Genomic DNA, 26,751 nt, shown 5'->3' with positions numbered 1-26,751 from the left:
ACTATCATTTGCTACAGCTACTGCGCCCGCTAAGGGCATTATTTTTTGTCTTTGTCGTTAACTTCTTCGAATTCAGCATCAACAACATCATCATCTTTCTTAGCTTCAGCACCAGTTGCATCTGCGCCACCAGCTTGAGCTTGTTGTTGTGCAATTTCTAAAAGTTTCGCAGATGCAGTTACTAAGGCTTGGATTTTCGCTTCAATATCTGCTTTATCTTCACCTTTAGATGCTGCTTCTAACTCAGAAGTTGCTTTTTCGATATTCGCTTTATCTTCCGCTGGGAGTTTATCACCGGCTTCTTCGATTTGTTTACGAGTACCATGCACCAGTTGGTCAGCTTGATTACGAACTTGAACCAACTCTTCAAATTTACGGTCAGATTCAGCGTTCGCTTCTGCGTCACGTACCATTTTTTCGATTTCCTCGTCATTCAGACCAGAGGAAGCTTTAATAGTGATATTTTGCTCACGACCACTGTTTTTATCTTTCGCAGAAACATGCAAGATACCATCAGCATCAATGTCGAAAGTAACTTCAATTTGTGGCATACCACGTGGTGCTGCTTGGATACCATCTAAGTTAAACTGACCCAGTGATTTGTTATCACTTGCACGTTTACGCTCACCTTGCAGAACATGGATAGTTACTGCAGCTTGGTTATCTTCAGCGGTTGAGAATACTTGGCTGTGTTTCGTTGGGATAGTCGTGTTCTTCGAGATTAACGAAGTCATCACACCGCCCATAGTTTCGATACCTAAAGACAGAGGCGTTACGTCAAGTAACAGAACGTCTTTAACATCACCCGCTAAAACACCACCTTGGACTGCTGCACCCATTGCCACTGCTTCGTCAGGGTTCACGTCTTTACGTGGCTCTTTACCGAAGAAATCAGCAACAACTTTTTGTACCATTGGCATACGTGTTTGACCACCAACTAAAATAACGTCGTTGATTTCACTCACGCTTAAACCTGCGTCTTGTAGAGCAACTTTAACTGGCTCCATTGAACGCTTAACTAAATCTTCTACCAGTGACTCTAATTTCGCACGAGTCACTTTGATATTCATATGTTTAGGACCTGTTGCATCCGCAGTAATATACGGCAGGTTAACATCAGTTTGTTGTGCAGAAGACAGCTCAATTTTTGCTTTTTCTGCAGATTCTTTCAGACGTTGCATTGCTAACGGGTCGTTACGCAGGTCAACACCTTGTTCTTTCTTAAATTCTTCAACTAAGTAATTGATTAAACGAGTATCGAAGTCTTCACCACCTAAGTGAGTATCACCGTTGGTTGCCAGTACTTCATATGTTTTTTCGCCATCAACTTCATCGATTTCGATAATTGATAAGTCGAATGTACCACCACCTAAGTCATAAACCGCAATAGTACGGTTACCAACTTCTCTATCTAAACCATAGGCCAGAGCAGCAGCTGTTGGTTCGTTAATGATACGTTTTACTTCTAAACCAGCGATACGACCCGCATCTTTAGTTGCTTGACGTTGCGCATCATTAAAGTATGCAGGAACAGTGATAACAGCTTCTGTTACAGGCTCACCTAAATAGTCTTCTGCTGTTTTCTTCATTTTTTTCAGAACTTCAGCTGAAACTTGTGGTGGAGCCATTTTTTGGCCTTTCACGTCTAACCAAGCGTCGCCGTTATCAGCCGCAATAATTTTATATGGCATGATAGAAACGTCGCGTTGAACTTCTTCGTCTTGGAAACGACGACCAATCAAACGTTTGATTGCAAATAAAGTATTTTCAGGGTTAGTCACAGCCTGACGTTTTGCTGGCTGACCAACTAAAATTTCACCATCTTGAGTGTACGCAATGATGGAAGGAGTAGTTCTATCACCTTCGCTGTTCTCCAGAACACGAGCTGTAGTACCATCCATAATTGCAACGCATGAGTTTGTTGTACCCAAGTCGATACCAATAATTTTACCCATCTAAAACGCCTCCAAAGGAATTCTTTTCACTATGATTTCGATATCAATCTATATGTGGCTCAATATTTCATTTTCAAGGGAGTTTTCACTCTGAGCTCAAAATTATTTTTAAATACGCAATAATTCTGATTGATATCCGTCGATGTCTTAAAGATGGGGTCACAAATCCATTCATCAAGGGGGGAATTAAAAAAAATTTGCATTTATTGCAAAAAAACCTGTCTTGTGATCATGGTTTGAGCAATTGAAACTGCGTATGATCCGCCGTTGCTGCCAACCAGGCAGCATTAATCAACTTATATCTACTTGAATTTTATATATTTTACTAGAGGTTATATGCAGCCTAGCTCTCTTGCAAATCCAGGCCCGCTTGGTTTACTCGGCTTTGGTATGACAACCATCCTGCTAAATATCCATAATGCAGGTTTCTTTCCTCTTTCATCTGTTATTTTAAGTATGGGGATTTTCTACGGTGGGCTTGCTCAATTTATTGCTGGACTGATTGAGTATAAAAAAGGCAATACATTTGGTGCAACCGCATTTACCTCCTACGGCATGTTTTGGATTTCATTAGTTGGTTTATTATTTTTACCAACATTAGGGTTAGCCGAAGCAACTTCCCCTGAGTTTTTAGGCGTCTTTCTCGCTATTTGGGGAGTCTTTACCTTTTTTATGTTCTTAGGAACCTTTAAAGCAAACTTAGCACTGCAATTTGTCTTTGGTAGCTTAACGATTTTATTCGCGCTATTAGCCATTGGAAATATAACAGGCAATGCCACATTACTGAAATTTGCAGGTTTTGAGGGCATTATCTGCGGCGCCAGTGCATTTTACTTAGCTGTTGCTGAGATTTTAAATGAACAATATGGCAAAACAGTATTACCTATAGGGCAGCGCAGTTAATGATAAAGAATAGTTTTTAATTATTTACCTTAAATCGTTTTAATCAGGTGGGGAACACTCACCTGATTACGTTCAATGACACTTCTCACGATAACTATTCTGACCGGATCGCCGATTTAGGCCTAAAAGCTTTGACTATTGCAGGGTCAGTTTCCACATATGGGCCGTCAAGTAATTGAATGCAATATGGAATACTGGCAAAAATCCCAGAGACTAATACATTACCGTCTTTATCTTTTAACCCCTCAAGAGTCTCGGCAATTGCTTTCGGCTGCCCTGGCAAGTTCAAAATTAAAGCTTGATTACGGATCACACCAACTTGGCGGGATAAAATCGCCGTAGGGACAAACTTCAAACTAATTTGGCGCATTTGTTCACCAAACCCGGGCATTTCACGGTCTGAAACCGCAAGAGTTGCATCTGGAGTCACATCACGGCGAGCTGGCCCAGTACCACCTGTTGTTAGAACCAAGTGGCAAGCAAATTCATCCACCAGCTCACACAGTGTTTGCTCAATCATGATTTGCTCATCAGGGATCAGGCGAGTTTCAATACGAAAAGGCGTTGTCAGCGTTTTTGCTAACCACTCTTCTAATGCAGGAATACCTTTATCTTCATAAATACCACTCGAAGCACGATCAGATACTGAAACCAGACCTATGCGCAATTCATTCATATAAACCTCAAAAAATTGATCAATCAGAAGCTGTTTACTCATGGGTAAACAGGCTCTTATCATATCATGATGCGTTTTTTCATACAGCGCCCTCAATTTTATATATTGAAATTGAGAACTAACTCAATGAAAAATTTCCATAAAAAAACCCAGCTCGTAAGCTGGGTTTGAATAGAAAAAGGTAATATTACAGTAAATCTGCAATCATTTTTTCCAGTTTTTCTTGGTCTACCGCAAACTTACGAATACCATCAGACAGTTTATCAACCGCCATTGGGTCTTGGTTATGCTGCCAGTAGAACTCAGCTTCAGTCAGTTTTTCACCTGGCTCTTGAGTTTTACCCGCATCAGTCAGTTTACGAACTAATTCACCTTGTGATTCAGATAACTCTTTCAGTAAGCCCGGAGAGATTGTTAGACGGTCACAACCTGCTAATTCGATGATTTCACCAACATTACGGAAGCTTGCACCCATCACTACTGTTTTATAGCCATGAGCTTTATAGTAGTTATAGATTTCAGTCACAGAAATCACACCCGGGTCTTCTTGTGGCGCAAATTCTTTTTTATCCGTATTGGCTTTGTACCAGTCAAGGATACGGCCTACAAATGGGGAAATTAGGTAAACCCCCGCTTCCGCACAAGCACGAGCTTGAGCAAAAGAGAATAATAAGGTTAGGTTACAGTTAATGCCTTCTTTTTCTAGTTTCTCCGCAGCACGGATACCTTGCCAAGTTGAAGCGAGTTTAATCAGAATACGGTCATTGCTGATGCCAGCATCGTTGTACATTTTGATTAAATGGCGAGCTTTAGCAATACAAGCTTCTTCGTCATAAGAAAGACGCGCATCAACTTCAGTAGAAATACGACCCGGAACTAATTTCAGAATTTCCAGACCGATATTAACTGCCAGTTTGTCACAAGCATCAACAATTTGTTGCTCGCGGTTGCTGCTTTGCTTACGCGCCCACTCTACCGCTTCATCGATTAGTTTGCGGTATTCAGGCATTTGTGCAGCATTTAAGATCAGCGACGGATTAGTTGTCGCATCTTGTGGTTTGTATAGCTTCATCGCTTCGATGTCGCCAGTATCAGCAACAACGGTTGTCAGACTACGTAAGGAGGTTAGTTTATCGGTCATTTCTTTAATCTCGTTGTTATACCCGTCATACTTCAAGCTGTAGTGGTGTTTGCTTACCACCTACCTACAATTTGAATTACTTTGCGTATTATAAAGGAATTGTGGCTATAGCCGCACCGTATACAGATAATATCATGCATCCACATTGCTGCAAGCAAGGAAATCCAGTCAGAAGCAACTATTTGATTGGCAATCGGTTTCGCCCCTTGATATAAAACTGAATCCTTTTAGCTAAACATCATTGATTAAAGAATAACAAAAAACAATATTGGTTTGGCTTATTATATCAATTAGCCATTAAGGATGAATTTTTGCTAAAGTAACGGCTATCATTGTTTAAAAAGGGTCAAGTCATGCTGATTACTATTTCACCTGCAAAAACATTAGACTACGAAAGCCCCCTGGCAACCCAGCAATTCACACAACCCGAGCTATTGGCTGAATCACAGAAACTGATTAATGTATGCCGTAAGCTAACCCCCGCTGATATTGCAAGTTTAATGAAAATTAGTGATAAGCTAGCAGGGCTCAATGCCGCTCGTTTCGCAGAGTGGCATGCTGATTTTACACCTGACAATGCAAGGCAAGCTATTTTAGCGTTTAAAGGTGATGTCTATACTGGCATGCAAGCCGAAAGCTTTTCTCAAGCAGATTTTGAATTTGCCCAATCTCACTTGCGTATTTTATCTGGTCTGTATGGCGTATTAAGGCCTTTAGATTTGATGCAGCCATATCGCTTAGAAATGGGCATTCGTTTAAAAAACACCCGTGGCAAAGACTTGTATGAATTTTGGGGAGACATTATCACCAAACAGCTTAACCAAGCACTTGCAGAGCAAAAAGACCAAGTGCTCGTCAACCTTGCATCCGATGAATATTTTAAATCAGTGAACACTAAAAAACTGGATGGCGAAATCATTAAACCTATTTTTCTTGATGAAAAAAACGGTAAATATAAAGTCATCAGTTTTTATGCAAAGAAAGCTCGTGGTTTAATGAGCCGGTTTATTATCCAAAATAAATTAACGAAAACAGATCAGCTTTCTGATTTTAATTTAGATGGTTATCAATTTGATGAAAGCCAGTCTAAAGGTAATGAGTTAGTCTTTACCCGCTCAGAACAGCCTTAAAACTCAAATTCAGGTATTGCTATAAGGTCAATACCTGATTATTTCAAGATGCTTTATTTTTTCGTACCCCATCACAGTTTAATAATAAAGCCTGCATACTCACAAAAATTCGCATCGATTACTCAGTTTACGGTTTCAGTTTATGACAACATAGGTTAAGTTTTACCCACTATTTTGGAGGTAAAGTATGCCTTATGTTGCATCATCAAAGCGCTATACTGAAATGGAGTATCGTTCATGTGGCCGTAGCGGGTTACGTTTACCAATGATTTCATTAGGGTTATGGCATAATTTCGGCGATAACAAACCTTTTGATAATTGCCAAGCCATGCTTCGGCACGCATTTGACCTTGGGATCACCCATTTTGATCTCGCCAATAATTATGGCCCACCACCCGGTGCTGCGGAAAGCAAATTTGGTCGGATCTTACAACAAGATTTCCTACCTTATCGTGATGAAATGATTATTTCTTCAAAAGCAGGTTATACCATGTGGGATGGCCCTTATGGTGATTGGGGAAGTAAAAAATATCTTATTGCAAGCCTAAATCAAAGTTTGAAACGGATGGGACTTGATTATGTCGATATTTTTTATCATCACCGCCCTGATCCAAACACCCCTTTAGAAGAAACCATGGGGGCTCTTAACCTCATTGTGCGCCAAGGTAAAGCATTATACGTAGGTATATCTAATTATCCTACAGATGTAGCAAAGGAGGCCATCAGTATCCTCAATAAATTAGGTACTCCATGTCTTATCCATCAACCTAAATATTCCATGTTAGAACGCACGCCCGAAGAAGGACTCCTTGATTTACTGGAAGAAGAAGGGGTTGGCTCTATCGCTTATTCACCACTGGCTGGTGGAATTTTAACTGACCGCTATTTAAACGGTATCCCTGCCGATTCACGGGCTGCCGGTAACCCTTCACTACCGCCAGAAAGGCTCACTTCAAGTGTTTTATCTAAAGTCAAACAGTTGAACGAACTTGCGGAAAAAAGAGGTCAAAAACTCAACCAAATGGCCTTAGCATGGCTACTTCGTCATGACCGAATCACCTCGGTATTGATTGGTGCTAGTCGCATTAGCCAAATTGATGATGCTATGGGGATATTGAAAAATCGCGCTTTTACGCAACAGGAACTTAAAACTATTGAATTGATTTTAGAGGATTCAATATAAATTGCTTCTTAAGGCAAGTTGCAGAGTATATCTGCAACTTGATAATAATAAAAACTAACGGTATTCACCATTCGCTTTAAATTGGACGACGGAATATGGCTGGGTTCTGCCATCCGGTTGTTCCATCCCTAAACTGCCAATTGGCATCCCCGGCACCGAAATGCCAACGACATCCGCGGGGAGTGATTCAATAGCGTCAAGACTACTTACAGGGACATGACCAACAATCACTTTCCCTTTATATTTCGCAATATGGCAGCTACGTAAATTATAAGGCACCTTTAATTTATCATTTAACTGGCTTAATTCATCATAACTTATCTCATTAATAACAACATCATAGCCCGCTTTATTAATTGCTTCCCCCCATAACTGGCAGCAGCCACAGTTTGCATCTTTATACAATTGTACGCTTTCTGCTTGCGAAAAAGCCGAAAATGACAGTAATAACATTCCACTTAAAATTAGTTTTTTCATCCAGTTCACCTTTTAAATAATCACTAATAATATTTATAAAAATCTATTTTTTATTGCGCGCCTGACAAATTAGTTTGTATGCAGCAGGAATAATAAATAACGATAATAATGGTGCAGTGATCATTCCTCCAATCATGGGGGCTGCAATCCGACTCATCACTTCAGAGCCAACTCCAGTACCTAATAAAATAGGTAATAAACCTGCTAAAATTACCGCAACCGTCATGGCTTTAGGTCTGACTCTAAGTACTGCACCTTCATATAATGCACTATCTAAATCTTGTTTTGATAACTGGTTAATTCCTTGCACTTTTTCTTTATCTTCAATAGCATGTCTTAAATAAATCAACATAACAACACCGAACTCAGCGGCTACGCCCGCCAATGCAATGAACCCCGTTCCCGTCGCAACGGATAAATTAAAATTCATCCAATAAAGGAACCAAATAGCCCCGACTAAAGCAAAAGGTAGGCTGAGTAAAATAAGTAATGCTTCACTGAAACGCCTAAAAGCTAAATACAACAACACAAAAATGATCATAATAGTTGCGGGTACCATTAGCATAAGCTTTTGGTTAGCTCTTTCTAATAATTCAAATTGCCCTGTAAATGAATAACTCAGCCCCGGCTTCATTTGGATGTTATCTTTTATTGCGGCATCAATATCTTTAATAACAGAAACCATATCGCGGTCTCGTGCGTCAATATAAATCCAACTTGTTGGACGTGCATTTTCTGTTTTCAACATAGGTGCCCCCATATTGACAGCCACATCGGCGACATCACTCAGTACAATTTGTTGCTTACTTGGCGTTAAAATCGGTAATAATTTCAATGCGGAAACACTATTTCGATGATCCTGTGGATATCTTAGACTTATGGGATAACGTTCAATACCTTCTACCGTTTCACCAATCATTTCCCCCCCTGTCGCCATCGATATATACACTTGTACATCGCTAATACTCATTCCATAACGGGCGGCTTTTTCTCTATCAATCTTGACATCAATATAGCGGCCACCAACCAACCTTTCTGCTAATACAGAAACAACACCGGGCACAGATTTAGTTACTTTTTCAATTTCTTGCGCTAAAGCATCAATTTCTTGGAGATCTTTACCTGAAACTTTAATCCCGATAGGGCTTTTTACCCCGGTTGAAAGCATATCGATCCGGTTACGAATTGGTGGAACCCATAGGTTTGCAACCCCTGGTAAACGAACTGTTTCATCTAATTCGTCAATGATTTTTTCAAGCGTCATCCCTTCTCGCCACTGTGATTGTGGTTTCAAACGAATTGTCGTTTCAATCATTTCCATAGGAGCGGAGTCTGTTGCCGTCTCAGCTTTACCAACTTTGCCAAATACAGTGTCTACTTCAGGAATGGTTTTTATAAGCTTATCGGTGTTCTGTAATAAAAATGCAGCTTGAGCGGGTGAAACCCCCGGCAATGTTGAAGGCATATATAACAAGTCGCCCTCATTAATTGATGGTAAGAATTCACCGCCTAAATGCTTTAACGGCCATATCACGGTAAATAGTGTTAAAAAACCGATTAATAATGTCGTTTTCGGCCATGCTAAAACCTTAAGCAAAATAGGGCTATACAGTGAGATAAGCCAACGGTTGAGTGGGTTTTTATTTTCATTTGGAATATTACCGCGGATCCAATACCCCATTAAAATAGGGATCACTATTAACGCTAAGGCAGCTGCCCCAGCCATTGCATAGGTTTTTGTAAACGCAAGTGGTCCAAATAACCGTCCTTCTTGCCCTTCTAACGTAAAAATAGGGATAAAAGAAAGAGTGATAATTAATAAACTAATGAATAAGGCAGGCCCAACTTCCACAGCGGAATCAGTTATAAGTTTCCAACGCTGAGCATTATCGAGTATTTTACCTTCATTTTGGTGTTGCCATTTTTCTAATTTTTTATGGGCGTTCTCTATCATCACGATTGCAGCGTCAACCATCGCACCAATCGCAATTGCAATCCCCCCTAACGACATAATATTTGCATTTATTCCTTGATAGCGCATTACAATAAAAGCAATAAATAAACCAAGCGGTAAAGAAATAATAGCCACTAATGCCGAACGAAAGTGCCATAAAAAAACGGCACAGACGAGGGCTACAACAATAAATTCTTCCAGTAATTTATAACTTAAATTATCTATAGCATTATCAATTAATATGCTTCTATCATAGGTTGTGATGATTTCAATACCTTCGGGTAAGCTAGCTTTTAAATCATCAAGTTTTTGTTTTACATCTTGGATAACATCACGTGCATTTTCACCTGAGCGAAGTAAAATTATTCCACCAACAACTTCCCCCTCACCATTCAGCTCCGCGACCCCACGGCGCATCTCAGGGCCTTCTTGTACTCGAGCAACATCTTGTAAATAAATAGGAATGCCACTTTCAGATGTTTTCAGGTAAATTTTATTAAAATCATCCAGTGACTGAAGATAGCCACTAGCTCTAACCATATATTCAGCTTCAGCAATCTCAATTGAAGAGCCCCCAGCTTCTTGGTTAGCCATCTCTACCGATTGTTTTATCTCAGGTAAAGTAATTGAGAACTGGGCAAGCTTCAGAGGGTCAACCACTATTTGGTATGATTTCACCACACCACCAACGGTTGCTACTTCCGAAACATTAGGCAGCGCTTTTAATTCATACTTCAAAAACCAATCTTGTAATGAACGTAATTCAGCTAGATTATGCTTTCCAGTTTTATCGACTAAAGCATATTCAAAAACCCAGCCTACTCCTGTCGCATCTGGTCCAATCGATGCGACTGCCCCTTTAGGTAACTTAGTTTGAACCTGATTTAAATACTCCAAAACCCTTGAACGAGCCCAGTACAAATCAGTATTATCTTCAAAAATAACATAAACATATGAATCACCAAATGCAGAAAAACCTCGTACTGTTTTGGCACCTGGTACAGATAACATCGTGGTAGTTATTGGGTAAGTAACTTGGTTTTCAACTAACTGTGGGGCCTGACCCGGATAGGTCGTTTTAATAATGACTTGAACATCGGATAAGTCAGGCAAGGCATCAACTGGTGTATGGCGAATACTCCAGAGGCCTGCAATAACTAAAAAAACTACCCCCATTAATACCAAGAACCGATTAGCTACTGAGCGTCTTATAATCCATTCCAACATAGTCTACTCCTGAGATTTATGTGATGAATGATTAGATGGTGTGGCTTGCTCAGAAAGTGCTTCCATTCGTGCTAATGCACCAGCAATATTGGCTTCAGAATCAATAAGGAAAATACCCTGAGTCACTATAGGCTCTCCAACTTGTAAACCTTCAGATATGGCTGTCATTTGTTGAGATTCCTTGATGACCCGGACTTTTTTCGGGATAAACTCACCGTCTTTCCCTACCGCAATCACATGTTGTTCTTTACCTGAATCCACTATCGCCTGAGAAGGAATTAACAGACTTTCTTTATCTTCAGCGACTAAATTTAAATAAGCAGTCATCCCAGGTTTTAATAAATTTTCTCCATTTGTAATTTCTGCACGAATATTAATAGTCCGGCTAGCCGCATCAGCACTCGGTAATATCAACCAGTTATTTACTTTAAATTGGTGATTAGGATAAGCAGGAATAGCAACAGAAAATTGAACCTCTTTATTCAACAATTCTGCTGTTGATTGTGAAATAGATGCATTCAACCATAATGGAGTTGTTCCTTGAATTTGAGCAATAACTCCTTCTTTTGTCACATTCATTCCAAGGCGTAGGTTTAGTGCTGTAATCACCCCTGAAATAGGCGCTTTGATGATAAAACGAGTTTGTACTTTGCTACTTTTAATAAATTGAGCAATTGAATTTTCTGGCATGCCATTTAAACGTAGGCGTTCAAGCACGCTATTAAGATCTGTTTGTGGAACGCCCATCTGCTTCAAGGCGAGATATTCACTTTGAGCTTCGACCCATGCAGGGATGGTTAACTCAGCGATAGCTTCTCCTTTTTGGATCTGCTCCCCCACCGTAAATGGATAAACTTTTTCGACAAAACCACTTTCCCGTGCTTGTACGATGGCAAATTGGTGGTCATTAAATACAATTTCAGCAGGAAATGTTAAGTCATAGTTTAATTTTCCCCATTTCACAGCCACTGTTTTTACACCTAAATTTTGCGTTTGTGTTGGGTTAATAGTGACCCCTTTACTATCTGCTGAAGCTAAATTCTCATCCGCATATTTAGGTACTAAGTCCATATCCATAAAAGGAGACTTACCCGGCTGCTCAAATTTAGTATTTGGGTACATCGGGTCATACCAATATAAAACGGTGCGCTCTTGTTTTTCAGTTTCCTGTACCAGTTTTTCATCTACAAAGAAATAACGGTAAAATAAAATTGAAATCGCACTCGATAAAATAACCACAAGCAGTAATTTGGCCAGGTTGACTAATGACATAACATCTCTCTATCTATTTAATTTATCTTTTCGATTGATTTCAATATGGAAAGGTTGCCTTTTTGAGAAAAAGAAAACGTTAGTTCATCATTCTCTTGTAAACCTTTAATCATATTTTCATCTTCATAGGTAAAACGCATAGTCATTGGTGGCCAACCAATACTTTCAATTGCTTGGTGGTTAATTGTTAGTTTTTTATTCGCTTTATCAATCGCAATTAACTTACCTTCTGTGTTAATAACCGGCTCAGCAACTTTTTCTGGGTAAACAGAATGATCGTGCTCCGCTGTATTTGCGTAACCTATCGTTGTGAACATCCCTATCGAAAGGGCAAAAATAACTTTATTCAAATTTTTCATGTTTACGATCCTATTTGTCCGCCACCTAATGCAGAGAATAAATTCACTTCATTCTTCTGCTGCTCTATTTTCAACATCAATAAATTCTGTTGCTCTGTAAATAAAATTCTTTGTGATTCAAGAACATCTAAATAGCTTAAACTGCCATATTGGTAACTAGCTTGTTTTTGAGCCAATACATGTTCTAACGTTTTGACATACTGCTTTTGAGAGAATATTTGTTTTTCTAAACTAGATTTAATCGCCAACGCATCTTTCACTTCACGAAAAGCCACTTGGATATTTTTCTCGTAATTAACAATTGCTTTATTTTTGCGAATAGTCGCTAGCTCTAAATTTCGGCTATTTGTACCACCAGTAAAAATAGGGAGTGTAATTTTAGGAATAAAATTCCAAATACCATTCGAGGAATCAAATAGTCCCGACAAAGAGTCATTACTATTCTCAATGCCAGTATTGAAAGAAATAGAAGGGAAGAATGCCGCTCTTGCTACACCAATATTCGCATTTTCTGAAATAATATTTTGCTCTGCCGCCATAATATCAGGCCTTTTTAATAACATTTCAGAAGGTATATTTGAGGGGGTTATAATAAGTGGATACTTTGGCTCATAGCTCGTTGAGGCTATTTTTATTTTCTCAGCGTAATCATGCGTCAAGAAATTGACTAAGTTTTCATTTCTTACTATTTCACTATTAATTTTTTCTATACTAATTTCAATGGATTGAACTTGCCCTTTCGCTTGCTCTAAATCTGATAGTGTCGCATTTCCTGCTGCAACTTTTTGCCTCACAATAGATTGGCTGTTGAGATAACTGTTTTTTGTTTCTTTAGCAATTAATAAAAGTTGTTGGTTGTATACCACATCTAAATATGCGTCAGCGACAGCCTTAATCGTTAAAATTTGTGTAGCTCGGCTCATTTCTTTAGAAGAAAGGAATTTTGCTTTATCAGCTTCTGATAAATTCTTAATACGACCAAAAAAATCGAGCTCATAACTAATATCAATACCCGCACTGTATTTTTTATTTAGAGATGAATCAGAATTCAGTGACTGGTTATAATCACCACTCGCTGATGAGCTAATTTGTGGGTACTTTTCAGCCTGAGACAAGCCAAAACGAACACGAGCTTCTTCCACATCTAATGCGGCAAGATAAAGGTCACTGTTCTTTTCAAGGGCTGTCTGTATCACCCTTTTCATTTGCGGGTCTTGAATAAACGCTTGCCAGCTAGGTATAGAAAATGTCGATTCCCTTGTTCTGCTAGCGGCCGTTAAATCAGAATGTAATTGTTCTGGTACATTAGACTTTGGGCGCTGATATTCAGGAGCGAGAGAGACGCACCCTGTTAAAATTAGAGCATGAGCTATCAGTAATATTTTTGGTGAAAACATGGTATAGCCACGCCCCTAGTAATTAAAATTATTGCTATGGTAAAAAACACCTCCTGTTAGATTCATGACATGAAAATGACAAATTTGTCATTTTACATTTGTTGGTTTCAATGCTTAGAATAAAGCTGGATAAAATAGCTCCAACTCAGCTTTGAGGTACTTGTGAAATTACTTATTGTAGAAGATGAACATAAAACCAGAGAATATTTATCAAAAGGGTTAACTGAATCTGGTTTTATTGTCGATGCGATAGAAAATGGTATTACGGGGCTTCATATGGCAACAACAGAAGAGTATGACCTCATCATCCTTGATGTCATGTTGCCTGATATTAACGGTTGGGAAATAGCGAAAAACCTACGTACTATTGGCAAAAACACTCCTATATTAATGTTAACTGCATTAGGTAATGTTGAGCATCGAGTGAAAGGCCTTGAACTTGGCGCTGACGATTATCTTGTAAAACCTTTCGATTTTTCTGAATTACTTGCTCGTGTTAGAACTCTTTTACGTCGAGGAAATAATAATATTCAAAAAACTCAATTTTCTATTGCTGATTTGCATGTTGATTTAATTAAAAGACGAGTCACTCGGTCTAATGAAAAAATTAATTTAACGAGTAAAGAATTTGCTTTGCTTGAGCTTTTTGTTCTACATCAAGGCGAAGTGCTATCACGCTCTTTAATTGCATCAAAAGTATGGGACATGAATTTTGATAGCGACACCAATGTTATTGATGTCGCGATTAAGCGTTTAAGATCAAAAATCGATCATAATTACGAACCGAAACTGATCCATACCATTAGGGGTATGGGGTATTTACTTGAGATCCCAGAAAATGAATAAGCTATTTCGCTCCCCGATCTCTATTTCTGCTCGGCTTATTTTCTTGATCAGCATCACCCTTTCCCTTGCATTGTTATTATTTAGCTGGCTTATGATCAACTCTGTCGTTTTGCATTTTAAACAGCAAGATGAATATACACTCAACCAAATTAATTTAACGATCCACAGTTTATTAAACGAAAATGCTGGCTCACAAGATGAGCAATATACACTGATCAGAACTATTATTAATGAACATCAAGATATTGTGGTTTATTTGAGTGACAATAATGGAAAGGTATTAACATCACCGAATGCAACAACAGAACTTATTTCCCACTTAAAAAATTATGACCCTAACAAAAGCAATAAAGACCTCTACCTTAAAAATTACCGCCTGTCAGAAAGCTATATTCAAATCAGTGGCCCTTCAGAAGCAAAAAAATATCGGCTAGTAACAGCTTTATCCTTAAATTTCCATCATGATTACCTTAATTCACTAATAAATAATTTAATTATCAGTGCGGTTTTGCTATGTTTTTTAACCGTTTCTATTGTTTATTTTCTTGTTATCAAAGGGTTGAAACCACTTAAAGATGTCAGTGATGAAATAAAAAATGTCACCTCAGAGAATTTAAGTATTCGCTTAGACCCAACCGCTGTCCCTAAAGAACTAAAACAATTAACTATTTCATTTAACCAAATGTTGGTTAAAATTGAAGATGTTTTTGTCAGGCAAACCAATTTTTCAGCGGATATAGCCCATGAAATGCGCACTCCTATCACTAATTTAATGACTGAAACACAAATATCTTTAAATAAAAATCGAACAAAGGAAGAATTAGTCGAGGTGCTTTATTCAAACTTGGAAGAATATAATCGACTATCACGGATGATCTCAGACATGTTATTTCTGGCGCAAGCCGATGATAACCGATTGATCCCAGAGAAAAAACAGATCAATCTTAAGGAGGAAATAACTTTAATTCTTGATTACTTTGAGTTTTTAGCAGAAGACAATGAAATTCAATTAAAACTTATTGGTGAAGCAAACCCTATTTTTGCAGATAAAAACATGCTTCGTCGAGCAATTACCAATTTAATTTCGAATGGCATCCGCTATACGCCAAAAGGTGATTCCGTCAGTATAAATTTGGCAAATGTCAAAGGTGGAATTGAGATTATCATTAGTAACCCAGGTAAAAAAATCCCTGAAGAACATCTCCCTAAGTTATTTGATCGCTTTTATCGGGTGGATAAATCAAGGCAAAGAAAAAATGAGGGGAGTGGAATTGGTTTAGCGATTGTGAAATCAATTATACTTGCACATAAAGGATCTATTCAGATTGCTTCAGATGAGTATTCTACCCGTTTTACAATTTTCCTTCCTAATAATATATAAAATTTCTCATTTAGAGTTAAAAAAGAAAAATGGCAGATTTGTCATTTTTCTGTCAGGTATTAGACAGAAATAAACCCTTATTATAACCATATAGAAAGTTATTCTGTTTTATTTTAATAAGGATGTATCATGAAAAAAGTTATTTTGACTTTAGGGCTTATCGTTGTCACTGCTAATATGGCTTACGCAAAACCTGAAAATAATATACATAAAAATGCGGCAACGGCGCTTTCATTTACTGAGAATAGCACATCTGCATCGACTCAAAAGGCTATTAATAACCACCTTAATCAAGCTGGAATTAATACAAAAAAAGCCATTAACCAAGGATTAAGTTTTTCTGAATTAGATAGCCATGCTAAAGCGGCTGTTGCCCTTAGTTTTACTAAAAACAATACGTCACCAACTATGAGGCAAGCAATTTTAAATCACAAAAGCCAATCTAAAGATTTTCAACAATCAAAGCCTTTGAGCTCAACATTATTTACCGATATGAATGAACATGAGAAGGCAATTACTATGCTGAAGTTTAATAAAAATAGTTCCTCAGCGAGTATTCAAAATGAAATTAACCGTCATTTAGAGCAGCTCAATTAATAGATTAAATTTAATTGTTCATTCACTTGAATAAATAACGGAGGCCAGAGCCTCCGTTATTTATTAATATGCTATTTACTCTTATTGCTTAGGTGCTAATTTCATCAAGAATGTACGCAACTCTGCAAAATCAGAAGGTAAGAAATGCGATAACAGCGGAAGTTCAGCACGCTCAGCAAGCTCTTTTGGTAAAGGGATCTGTTTACCTAAGATTTCCTCGACACTTTCTTTAAACTTAGCAGGGTGAGCCGTTCCTAAAAATAGTCCGTATTCCCCTTGTTGTAGCTGATCACGTAAAACACGATAAGCAACAGCAGCATGTGGTTCTGATAGATAACCTTTTTTATCCAATTCACGTACGGTTTCTTTTGTCACATCATCATTAACCGTGCCATAACCAAGATCTTTCAGTGACCAGCCTTTACGACGGAATAATTCCTCAATGCGTGGCCAGTTATTTGGTTGGCTAACATCCATAGCGTTCGACAAAGTAGCTACGGTTTGATGTGGTTTCCACTCGCCTTCAACAAGATAGCGTGGGACAGTATCATTCACGTTAGTCGCGGCAATAAAACGCTTAACAGGTAACCCCATTGATTTAGCTAATAAACCTGCGGTTAGATCCCCAAAGTTACCACTTGGTACAGAGATCACGAGTTGATCACGTTTTTCAGCTGGGATCTGTGCAACGGCTTCAAAATAATAACAAATCTGAGCCAGTAAGCGGCTAATATTGATCGAGTTAGCTGAGTTAAGGTATAGGGCCTTTTTCAGTGCTTCATCATCAAATGATTGTTTGACTAATGCTTGGCAAGCATCGAAATCATCTTTGATAGCAACGGTATGAATATTGTCACCCAGTGTACAGAATAGCTTTTCTTGTAACGGGCTGATTTTCCCTTCTGGGTATAAAATAACAACCTGCACATTTTTTAAACGATAAAATGCATGTGCAACTGCTGCCCCTGTATCACCGGAGGTTGCCGTTAAGATAGTAACTGGTTGGTCACCTGCGACTTGCCCTAAAGCTTGAGCCATAAAACGCCCACCAAAGTCTTTAAATGCTAGCGTAGGGCCGTGATAAAGCTCTAAAGTCGCGATATCTTCCTCAACCTTAGACACTGGTGCAGGGAAGGCAAATGCGGCTTTCACGCGTGCAGCTAATTCTTCTTGAGGAATTTCATCACCAATAAAGGCATTTAAAATACGGCTACTACGTGTCACGAAATCTAATTTTAATAGTTCTTCAATTTCGCTTGCACTAAACTCTGGCAGATCTTGCGGAAAAAATAAGCCTTGTTGTTTACCAAGCCCCTGCTTAACTGCCTGTGCAAAACTTACTTGTTCGTTATTATCTTTTAAATTATACAGTTTCATTATTTACCCTATTGTCCTTGCCCCTGCGAGATCCAAACGGCAGATATGCACAAAGCCTTCATCATTCTGAATATAATGTTGTTGCAAGTAATCCGCCATATTTTCAGCGATTTGTTTATCATCGCAAATGGCAAACAGTGTCGGCCCCGAACCGGAAATACCACATGCTAACGCACCAATTTCTTTGGCATTTTTACGTGCCTCTGCAAACCCTGGCAGTAGCTGAGTGCGATAAGGCTCAGCCACGACATCTTGGATCATTGTTGCAGCAAGTAATGGTTGGTTAGTATGGCATGCATGGATAAAACCAGATAAATACCGGCCATGATTTACAATGTCATGGCGTGGGTAGCTATCAGGGAGAATAGCACGCGCTTCTGCTGTCGATACTTTAATTCCCGGATACGCCATTACCCAATACCAGTTTTCAAATGCAGGCACAGGTTGGGAAATAATGCCATTTTGTTCGATGATCAACTGTAGCCCACCTAAGAAACAAGGCGCTACATTATCGTAATGCACGCTACCAGAAATTCGCCCTTCTAATTCGCCCATCATGCCTAATAATTGCGTATCATCAAATGGCTTGTCCGCAAACTCATTTAATGCCATTAACGCGGCAACCACGGAACATGCACTTGAACCAAGACCAGAACCTATTGGCATATTTTTTTCAAGGGTCATTGCAACATTCAACTGTTTGCCAAGGCGTTCACAAAACAGCTGCCAACATTGGTAGACAATATTGTGTTCGTTCTTTTTCGGTAACTTAGCAACGAATTTACCTTTGTTCGTTAGCGAGAAAGTATCCGCAGCTTCAACGGTGACACAATCACCTAATAATGAGCCATCCGCAGGGGAGACCGCCGCTCCAAGGACATCAAACCCAACGCTAACATTACCTATTGAAGCTGGTGCATAAACTTTAATCACTTCTTAAACTCCCAATTTCCATGAAAGGGTACGCAGCATATCTGCAAATACACCAGCAGCAGTAACATCATTACCTGCGCCATAACCCCTTAAGACTAAAGGAATTGGTTGGTAATAGCGTGTATAGAAAGCCAGTGCATTTTCGCCATTTTTAACCTTGAAGAGTGGGTCATTGCCATCAACAGCAACAATTTTAACCTGACAGCGCCCTTCTTCAATTAACCCAACATAGCGTAACACTTTTTCTTCTGCTTCTGCGGCTTTTATACGCTGAGCAAACTGTACATCTAATTGTGGTAAACGAGCCATAAATTCAGCAACAGAGCCGCTGCTATCGAAATCCATAGGTAAAACAGGTTCAATTTCAATATCTTGTAGCTCTAAGTCATAACCTGCTTCGCGGGCTAAAATCAATAATTTACGTGCTACGTCCATACCGGATAAATCATCGCGAGGGTCTGGTTCTGTAAAGCCTTTCTCTTTTGCCAGCGCCGTTGCCTCAGATAAAGACATGCCCTCATCAAGCTTACCAAAGATAAAGGACAGTGAGCCCGATAAAATACCACTAAAGTGAACTAATTCATCCCCTGCATTGAGCAAATTTTGTAAATTTTCAATAACAGGTAAGCCCGCACCAACGTTTGTATCATAGAGAAATTTACGTTTCGAGCTTTCTGCTGCGCCACGCAATTGGTGGTAGTAATCCATGGATAATGTATTGGCTTTTTTATTTGGCGTGACGACGTTAAAACCATCTTTTAAGAAATTCACATATTGCTCTGCAATTTCTTGATTGGAAGTACAATCGATAATCACAGGGTTTAAGAAATGATACTCGCGTTCTAAACGGATCAAACGACTTAAGCTAAAAGGTTCTTTTGCTTCCGCTAATTCAGCTTTCCAGTTAGCTAAATCAATGCCTTGCATATCCGTTAACATTGCACGTGAGTTTGCGATACCACACACACGCAGGTCGATATGCTTTTGCTTCAACCATTGTTGCTGACGGTGTATTTGTTCAATCAATGCATTTCCCACCCCACCGACTCCGATGATAAAGGCTTCAATCACTTGCTCTGCATTGAACAACATTTGGTGACAAAGACGTACCGCCGTGGTTCCCGCCTCGTTCGCAATTACGGCTGAAATAGAGCGCTCAGATGAGCCTTGTGCAATAGCAACAATATTGATATTGCCACGGGTCAATGCAGAGAAAAAGCGCGCTGAAATACCTTTCAATGTACGCATGCCATCACCGACTACAGAAATAATCGCTAATTGCTCCATCACGCCCAGTGGGTCTAATACGCCATCTTTCAACTCTAAATAGAATTCATCTTCTAGTGCAGCGCGAGCACGCTGTAGTTCATTATGTGGCACACAGAAACTGATGCTGTACTCTGATGAAGATTGGGTGATCAACACGACTGAAATGCCTTTACGTGACATGACAGAGAAAATACGTGCAGCCATGCCCACCATTCCTTTCATACCAGGCCCCGATACGTTGATCATTGCCATGTTATTTAAGTTAGTGATCCCCTTAACTGGTGTGCTGTCATCCGTTTGACCATCCCCAATCAGAGTACCGGGAGCACTTAGGTTAGTGGTATTTTTAATTAGGCAAGGTATTTGGAATTGGGCGATAGGAGCGATTGTACGAGGATGGAGAACTTTGGCGCCAAAATAAGATAACTCCATGGCTTCTTGATAAGACATCCCCTTCAATAAGCGTGCGTCAGGTACTAAACGCGGGTCACAAGTATACACACCATCAACATCAGTCCAAATTTCACAACAATCTGCACGTAAGCAAGCTGCCAATACCGCGGCGGAGTAATCAGAACCATTGCGGCCTAACACTACTAGTTCGCCTTTATCATTCCCAGCGGTAAAACCAGCCATTAAGACAAAGTGATCTTTGGGAATATTTAAAGCAGCAATACGTTTTGTCGATTCATTTATATCAACAGTAGATTCAAGGTAATGCCCTTTTGCTAATAGGCTTTCAACTGGATTAATCACTGTCACATTATGACCACGAGCTTTTAATACAGATTCCATAATAGCAATAGAGAGCTTTTCACCACGGCAGATAATTGTAGCGTTGATGCTATCAGGGCATTGACCTAGGAGAGTAATACCATGCAGTACTTGTTTGATTTGTGCGAATTCTTGTTCTGTAAGTTTTTTCAGCTTGTCATATTCGAAACCAGGCTGTTTTTCTTTCAATCCTTTTAAAAGGTTAGCAAAAATCATTTCGGCATCATTTACATGCGTGATGACATCTTGACCTGCAACCGTTTTTTCAATCATAGCAACCAGATGGTTAGTGATTTTTGCTGGTGCTGATAGCACCAGTGCCACTTGCCCATCTGCTAATTTACTTTCAGCGATGTCAGCAACATTTAGTACCCGTTCGTCATTTGCAACCGAAGTACCGCCAAATTTAAGCACACGCATGGTATTTCTCTCCTGAATTAACACCAAAAAAAAGCCCGCATCTTATGGGGATGCGGGCTTTTTCATTTTTATTTTTTGGATGCGTCAGCCCGCCCCGTTTCCTGTGGTTACGGTGGTGGTGGTAATAATAATAGTCAGGCTGATATTACGCATAAATTCTGTCTGTCTCTTAGATCTTTTGGGTTTCTCCCTATACGGTTAAAGCAATCGGCATAATTTGTCAAATTTATTTGATTCCAACCCCTTTAACAAAACAGTTTTTCAATAAAAACCCCTCTAGGAAAAGGGAAAAAATCTTCATAAAAAAACAAAAACCCCACCAGTACCAGCTTTAACAACCAAAATAATTTAAATTAGCAGATGAATAATTTTTTGCGATTTTAATGGCTTATTTGTTTATTAAATGAGCAAATAAATACAATGATGGGATTTGATAAAAGTTATGTACCACTAAAAATAAGCAGGAATTTCCACCAAGATGAGTCAGAAAAAAACCATATTCCAATTAACCTGATAGAGACTTATTTCTAGTTGTAGATCAATGCATGGGGTTTTGTGATTTACCGAGAAAGTTGATCGTTATCATATGGGCTTAATCTGAAAATATCTGATATCACTCTCTACATTTACACTCATATTCGTTGTTTAGCATAATCTCCACCAATTTATGCTTTATTTAAATGTAAAAATATTGTTAGTAAATTTCTTCACCCTTAAAATAACACAAGTATATTTACTTATTTACAGTCATAAACGACTCATCATATTACTGCATAGACACTTTACTTCTAGTTTAGAAGCGTTTGCTCTCTATCATTTAAACAAAACAACCTGTCAAAATTCGAGATGAGTCACAAATCAGACATTATTTTTGATGGTATATTGGGGAAATTGCAGATTAAATTCTTTAATTTCAAGTCAAAGCAACAACCCTCATATTCGTCTTCTGCATTTTGACCGACTATCTGATATCTAAATCGCATGTTAATTTATATAATTATGTACCTAACAATTTTTGTTAACGTGCTACAATTGATTTTGATATGTATCAACAAAAGTTAGTTTTTTAGGTGGTAAATGCAGTATTAGCTGTTATATTGCTGTTAACAGCCCAATATTGGGAAAGTGCTTATATTTTGGCTAGTTTTTTAGAGCCATTTGCTGCAAAAGCAACATAATGTCACTGTTGGATTTTGAAACAAATTTATACTCATAAACGTGTTTTTTCAGAGAAAAATATAATAACCACCTAACTGAAAACGGCTTGTGAGTTCAGTATTTTTATTTTAATACTTTAGGTAGCAACTATGCAGACCCCACACATTTTGATTGTTGAAGACGAAATAGTCACACGCAATACGCTGAAAAGTATCTTTGAAGCTGAAGGCTATGTGGTTCATGAGGCAACTGATGGCGAAGAGATGAACAACGTTCTCTCAGAACATGACATCAATTTAGTCATCATGGATATTAACTTACCAGGTAAAAATGGCTTATTACTTGCTCGTGAATTACGTGAGCAAGAAAGTATTGCGTTAATGTTCTTAACTGGCCGTGATAACGAAGTTGATAAAATTCTCGGTCTGGAAATCGGTGCTGATGACTATATCACCAAACCATTTAACCCACGCGAATTAACTATTCGTGCGCGTAACTTACTGTCACGTACCATGAATTTGGCTGGCGGTACTGAAGAGCGTCGTTTGGTTGAAAGCTATAAATTTAATGGTTGGGAATTAGACATTAATAGCCGTTCATTAGTTAGCCCTGCTGGTGAACACTACAAATTGCCGCGCAGTGAGTTCCGTGCAATGCTGCATTTCTGTGAAAACCCAGGGAAAATTCAGACTCGAGCTGACTTACTGAAGAAAATGACTGGCCGTGAATTAAAACCTCATGACAGGACTGTTGACGTGACTATCCGTCGTATTCGTAAGCACTTCGAATCTACACCTGACACACCAGAAATTATTGCCACTATCCACGGTGAAGGTTACCGTTTCTGTGGTGATTTAGACGAATAATTAACAACCTAATTATTTGCATTATAGTTATCGAAATCCGCTGTCTTTTAAGCAGCGGATTTTTTTATGAGTGGCATCCATACTATCAGAGGATTGCAGCCCAAACACTCGTCATAATCACCACGGCATGATCGGTACAGCACTTAACGCATTTTTCGGTGAGCCGTCGATCATTTTGTCTGAATACGTTAAATAAACCAGTGTGTTACGTTTCGGGTCATAAAAACGAACCACTTGCAGTTTTTTGAAAACTAACGATGTGCGCTTTTGAAAAACAACTTGGCCTTTTGTTGGTTTACGCTTTACACGGTCGCTCAGTTCAATCGGACCAACTTGCTGACATGAAATAGCAGCATCAGAAGTATCTTCCGCTAACCCCAACCCCCCTTTGATACCACCCGTTTTTGAGCGACTCAAATAACAGGTAACGTTATCAACATCAGGGTCATCAAATGCTTCCACGACAATTTTATGGTCAGGGCCGAAAATCTTAAATACAGTATCGACTGAACCGATTTCTTCAGCGAAAGTAATACAAGGCAACGCTGATAATAATGACGCGAGAACAATATTTTTTAATCTGGAACAACGCATACTGGGTTTCCTATTCAACTCACAATCGGTAAACCTCGTATCAATACAAGGTTAATTATTCACTTTTCTAACTAATTCTCAAATACAACTCATTTACTATAAACGAAAAAGGTAACTTGATATAGAATAGCGATTCATTGATAGATTATATCTGTACTATAAGTCGCATTGGCTGGGGATATACATGGATCAAACTAATATTATTCGCGACTTGCTTCGCTGGATAGATGACAACCTTGATAAACCACTCTCGCTGGATAATGTTGCCGCAAAAGCAGGCTACTCTAAGTGGCATTTACAAAGAATGTTTAAAGAAGTCACTGACCAAGCGATTGGTGCTTATATTCGAGCCAGAAGACTTTCTCGTGCTGCGGTTGCACTGCGCTTAACAAGCCGCCCAATTCTTGATATTGCGCTACAGTATCGCTTTGACTCGCAACAAACTTTTACGCGCGCATTTAAAAAACAGTTTAACCTGACACCGGCTTTCTACCGCCGTAGTGAGGAGTGGTGTGCTACTGGGATTTGCCCACCGATTATCTTAGATAATCATATAAATATTGAACATGAATTTATGCAAATGCCTGAACTGCAATTGGTCGGTTTGGAGCAAAGCTGTTCTTATGCTTTAGAGGAATGGTCAACCGCATGTTCAGAAATGCGCCAAACGTTTTGGCATTATTATTTAGATAATACCACCAAGATTGCTTCTGAGGTGTTCGGGCTGCATCATGCAATCCATAACCCTGAAAAAGAAGACGAGCAAACTGTGTTCTATACCACCGCAGTTAGGCCTGAAGATGCAAGTTTCAATACTAATCAGTATACCAATTTGACATTACCGAGTGGTAAGTATGTGAAATTTTCATTTAATGGCGTGCCAACCCGAAATGCGTTACAGGAGTTTTTATACCAAATTTATGGTGTTTATTTACCCAAACTCAATTTAACGCGTCGCCCTGGGTATGATATTGAACATTACCGACTAAAAAATATCGACTTGCATAATATCACCCCAGAAAGTGATGACCCTAAAACGCATATCGATACGTTTGATTATTATGTTCCTATCAAAGCAGACGATACTAAAGCACGCTAAGCTGAGGGAGTTTCATTACATTGAAACTCCTTACTTTTCAATAATTAGCCTTGTTGTTCATCAAGGGCTGGCTGCGTTAAATGAGTCACTTCCCCCGCAGTTTCGACTATCCACCCATTCGCAAGCCATGGGCTGTTTTGGTAGTCTACTCGAGATAATGAGCAATTACGTAAACGTAAGCGGCGCTCTGAATACGCAGGAACCCCCATAATACGGCTAATTAAAGTACTTAGTGCGATGCCATGGCTTACAAGCAGGGGTCGACTCCCTTCGGGGAGATCTAAGCAACTATTTAATGCCGCAAACATACGCGTATAGAGTTCTTCCATCGATTCCCCCTCAGGGATTCGACCACCACGAGTGCCGTCAATCAAGCTTTTACGCCACTGTTCTTCTTCTGAGGTTAACGACTCAATCGCTCTTTGTTCAAGAACCCCCATATTTAGTTCACGTAGACGCGGTTCTGTGGTAATTTCACATCCGCATACACTTGCAATTATTTGTGCAGTTTCCAGTGTGCGTCCCATATCACTAGTGATAATATGGGTAATGCCTTCTGATTTTATCCTTTCAGCCACCTGCCTTGCTTGCAGTCGTCCAGTGGCTGTCAGAGGGCTATCGGATTGTCCCTGGATGCGACGAGCTAAATTCCATTCAGTTTCGCCATGGCGAACAAGATAAACCTGTAACATAGATGTGTTCCGTTATTACTTTTCGAAGTATGTGTTCAAAGGAAAATAATTAATGTACCAAGTTATAGCTGCAACGACTAATCCTGCCAAAATTAAAGCGATCCATCTAGCTTTCGATGCTGTATTTGGGGCTGGCAGTTATCAAATTGAAGATATTAATGTCGATAGCAGTGTTCCACAGCAACCTATCGGTAATAATGAAACCCGTACAGGGGCTAGACAACGCGTAATGGCTTCAAGACAAGTTCGCCCTGAAGCAGACTTTTGGGTCGGTATCGAAGCAGGCATTGAAGATGATATGACTTTTGCTTGGATAGTTATTGAACATAAGCAAATACGCGGCGAGTCTCGCTCTGCGAGTATTATGATCCCAGAAAAAATTCTGGCAGGTATTCGTGAAGGTCGTGAACTTGGCGATGAAATGGCCTTTTTGACCGGTATTGATAATATCAAACAACAAGGTGGCGCTATTGGTTTTTTCACCGACGGGGTATTAACCCGCACAAGTGTTTACCAACAAGCCTTAATTTTGGCCTTAGTTCCCATTAAGCATGAAATTTATAAAGAGCTAAACCAAGTAGAAGACTAATTATACTTAAAATAATTAAAATTGCATGTGCGATTAAACATCACGCTTTTCACACTAAAGTATGGGAAACCATACTTTTTTTGTGTCTATTAATTTTAAAAATAGATAAATGCCAATACTCAAAATAGTTCGAATTGTAGGTAGGCGGCAAGTCGCGCTAAGCCCTAGGAGCATACATAAGTATATGACTAGGGTTAGCAAATGCAGCTAACACCCCTGCTATTTTAAAATAGATAAATGCCAATACTCAAAATAGTTCGAATTGTAGGTAGGCGGCAAGTCGCACTAAGCCCTAGGAGCATACATAAGTATGTGGCTAGGGTTAGCAAATGTAACTAACACCCCTACAATTTTGAAATAGATAAATGCCAATACTCAAAATAGTTCGAATTGTAGGTAGGCGGCAAGTCGCACTAAGCGCTAGGAGCATACATAAGTATGTGGCTAGGGTTAGCAAGCGCAGCCAACACCCCTGCTATTTT

General features: G+C 39.2%; 23 protein-coding genes and 1 other annotated feature. Of the genes, 9 read left to right on the top strand and 14 right to left on the bottom strand.

Annotated features, from left to right (window positions below):
- Positions 1–38: 38 nt before the first annotated feature.
- A complete protein-coding gene (gene dnaK, locus ACHB7C_RS18210; RefSeq protein ID WP_048608428.1) occupies positions 39–1,955 on the bottom strand; it encodes a molecular chaperone DnaK in 1,917 nt (638 codons plus the stop codon).
- A 336-nt stretch (positions 1,956–2,291) separates the two neighbouring features.
- On the opposite strand from dnaK, the gene satP reads away from it, so the two are divergent.
- The gene (gene satP, locus ACHB7C_RS18205) at positions 2,292–2,858 is read left to right on the top strand and encodes an acetate uptake transporter (RefSeq protein WP_221078309.1); all 567 of its coding nucleotides are present in this window, start codon (positions 2,292–2,294) and stop codon (positions 2,856–2,858) included.
- A gap of 94 nt (positions 2,859–2,952) precedes the next feature.
- On the opposite strand, the gene mog is transcribed toward satP, so the two are convergent.
- A complete protein-coding gene (gene mog, locus ACHB7C_RS18200; protein WP_042847030.1) occupies positions 2,953–3,534 on the bottom strand; it encodes a molybdopterin adenylyltransferase in 582 nt (193 codons plus the stop codon).
- Between the two features lie 187 nt (positions 3,535–3,721).
- Positions 3,722–4,675, bottom strand: coding sequence for a transaldolase (tal, locus tag ACHB7C_RS18195; protein ID WP_042846989.1), 954 nt, complete (start codon positions 4,673–4,675; stop codon positions 3,722–3,724).
- 353 nt (positions 4,676–5,028) lie between these two features.
- Between tal and yaaA the strand changes: the two genes are divergently transcribed.
- Positions 5,029–5,805: a peroxide stress protein YaaA gene (yaaA, locus tag ACHB7C_RS18190; protein ID WP_048608432.1), complete on the top strand. Its 777-nt coding sequence runs from the start codon at positions 5,029–5,031 to the stop codon at positions 5,803–5,805.
- Between the two features lie 187 nt (positions 5,806–5,992).
- Positions 5,993–6,988 (top strand): aldo/keto reductase, encoded by a 996-nt coding sequence (locus ACHB7C_RS18185; protein ID WP_042846991.1) that lies wholly within the window; start codon positions 5,993–5,995, stop codon positions 6,986–6,988.
- Positions 6,989–7,042: 54 nt separating this feature from the next.
- Here the strand turns inward: ACHB7C_RS18185 and ACHB7C_RS18180 are convergent, their stop codons facing one another.
- The 5 genes from ACHB7C_RS18180 to ACHB7C_RS18160 are packed head-to-tail and all read right to left on the bottom strand — an operon-like array spanning position 7,043 to position 13,674.
- A complete protein-coding gene (locus ACHB7C_RS18180) occupies positions 7,043–7,465 on the bottom strand; it encodes a DUF411 domain-containing protein (RefSeq protein WP_042846992.1) in 423 nt (140 codons plus the stop codon).
- Positions 7,466–7,508: 43 nt separating this feature from the next.
- Positions 7,509–10,646, bottom strand: coding sequence for an efflux RND transporter permease subunit (locus tag ACHB7C_RS18175; RefSeq protein ID WP_048608436.1), 3,138 nt, complete (start codon positions 10,644–10,646; stop codon positions 7,509–7,511).
- Between the two features lie 3 nt (positions 10,647–10,649).
- A complete protein-coding gene (locus ACHB7C_RS18170) occupies positions 10,650–11,918 on the bottom strand; it encodes an efflux RND transporter periplasmic adaptor subunit (protein ID WP_042846994.1) in 1,269 nt (422 codons plus the stop codon).
- 17 nt (positions 11,919–11,935) lie between these two features.
- Entirely contained in the window at positions 11,936–12,277 is a 342-nt protein-coding gene (locus ACHB7C_RS18165; protein ID WP_042846995.1) for a copper-binding protein, read from the bottom strand.
- Between the two features lie 2 nt (positions 12,278–12,279).
- Entirely contained in the window at positions 12,280–13,674 is a 1,395-nt protein-coding gene (locus ACHB7C_RS18160) for an efflux transporter outer membrane subunit (RefSeq protein ID WP_187550677.1), read from the bottom strand.
- Between the two features lie 162 nt (positions 13,675–13,836).
- Between ACHB7C_RS18160 and ACHB7C_RS18155 the strand changes: the two genes are divergently transcribed.
- The 3 genes from ACHB7C_RS18155 to ACHB7C_RS18145 all read left to right on the top strand — a co-directional run bounded on the left by ACHB7C_RS18155 (position 13,837) and on the right by ACHB7C_RS18145 (position 16,498).
- Entirely contained in the window at positions 13,837–14,520 is a 684-nt protein-coding gene (locus ACHB7C_RS18155) for a heavy metal response regulator transcription factor (RefSeq protein WP_048608439.1), read from the top strand.
- Complete coding sequence (locus ACHB7C_RS18150; protein ID WP_166686982.1) at positions 14,513–15,901, top strand: Cu(+)/Ag(+) sensor histidine kinase; 1,389 nt, start codon at positions 14,513–14,515, stop codon at positions 15,899–15,901. The genes ACHB7C_RS18155 and ACHB7C_RS18150 overlap by 8 nt, the downstream gene beginning before the upstream one ends.
- 129 nt (positions 15,902–16,030) lie before the next feature.
- Entirely contained in the window at positions 16,031–16,498 is a 468-nt protein-coding gene (locus tag ACHB7C_RS18145) for a hypothetical protein (protein ID WP_048608443.1), read from the top strand.
- 81 nt (positions 16,499–16,579) lie between these two features.
- Here ACHB7C_RS18145 and thrC read toward each other — a convergent pair whose 3' ends face one another.
- From thrC to thrL, 4 genes are all read right to left on the bottom strand, one after another.
- A complete protein-coding gene (thrC, locus tag ACHB7C_RS18140) occupies positions 16,580–17,875 on the bottom strand; it encodes a threonine synthase (RefSeq protein WP_048608444.1) in 1,296 nt (431 codons plus the stop codon).
- 3 nt (positions 17,876–17,878) lie between these two features.
- Positions 17,879–18,808, bottom strand: a complete 930-nt coding sequence (gene thrB, locus ACHB7C_RS18135) for a homoserine kinase (RefSeq protein WP_048608446.1) — start codon at positions 18,806–18,808, stop codon at positions 17,879–17,881.
- 3 nt (positions 18,809–18,811) lie between these two features.
- Positions 18,812–21,271 carry a bifunctional aspartate kinase/homoserine dehydrogenase I gene (thrA, locus tag ACHB7C_RS18130; RefSeq protein WP_042847001.1) on the bottom strand — a complete coding sequence of 820 codons (2,460 nt, stop codon included), beginning with the start codon at positions 21,269–21,271 and terminating at the stop codon, positions 18,812–18,814.
- 24 nt (positions 21,272–21,295) lie between these two features.
- Positions 21,296–21,417, bottom strand: a sequence feature (Thr leader region).
- The gene (thrL, locus tag ACHB7C_RS18125) at positions 21,356–21,424 is read right to left on the bottom strand and encodes a thr operon leader peptide (protein ID WP_071548816.1); all 69 of its coding nucleotides are present in this window, start codon (positions 21,422–21,424) and stop codon (positions 21,356–21,358) included. Its footprint overlaps the feature before it by 62 nt.
- Positions 21,425–22,578: 1,154 nt before the next feature.
- On the opposite strand from thrL, the gene arcA reads away from it, so the two are divergent.
- Complete coding sequence (gene arcA, locus ACHB7C_RS18120) at positions 22,579–23,295, top strand: two-component system response regulator ArcA (RefSeq protein ID WP_004905684.1); 717 nt, start codon at positions 22,579–22,581, stop codon at positions 23,293–23,295.
- A gap of 117 nt (positions 23,296–23,412) precedes the next feature.
- Here arcA and creA read toward each other — a convergent pair whose 3' ends face one another.
- On the bottom strand, positions 23,413–23,889 hold the full coding sequence (creA, locus tag ACHB7C_RS18115) for a protein CreA (RefSeq protein ID WP_042847002.1): 477 nt from the start codon (positions 23,887–23,889) through the stop codon (positions 23,413–23,415).
- A gap of 184 nt (positions 23,890–24,073) precedes the next feature.
- Here creA and robA point away from each other — a divergent pair, with 184 nt between their 5' ends.
- A complete protein-coding gene (gene robA, locus ACHB7C_RS18110; protein ID WP_395348109.1) occupies positions 24,074–24,988 on the top strand; it encodes an MDR efflux pump AcrAB transcriptional activator RobA in 915 nt (304 codons plus the stop codon).
- Between the two features lie 44 nt (positions 24,989–25,032).
- Here robA and gpmB read toward each other — a convergent pair whose 3' ends face one another.
- Positions 25,033–25,680 (bottom strand): 2,3-diphosphoglycerate-dependent phosphoglycerate mutase GpmB, encoded by a 648-nt coding sequence (gene gpmB / locus ACHB7C_RS18105; protein WP_042847004.1) that lies wholly within the window; start codon positions 25,678–25,680, stop codon positions 25,033–25,035.
- Between the two features lie 52 nt (positions 25,681–25,732).
- Between gpmB and yjjX the strand changes: the two genes are divergently transcribed.
- A complete protein-coding gene (yjjX, locus tag ACHB7C_RS18100; RefSeq protein ID WP_004914743.1) occupies positions 25,733–26,269 on the top strand; it encodes an inosine/xanthosine triphosphatase in 537 nt (178 codons plus the stop codon).
- Positions 26,270–26,751 lie beyond the last annotated feature (482 nt).

Origin of the sequence: Providencia sp. 2024EL-00732, assembly GCF_044006275.1 — a bacterium.
In the GTDB taxonomy this organism is placed as follows: Bacteria; Pseudomonadota; Gammaproteobacteria; order Enterobacterales; family Enterobacteriaceae; genus Providencia; species Providencia huashanensis.
Note: the sequence above shows the minus strand (reverse complement) of the source record. Positions and strands in the feature narration are given on the sequence as shown.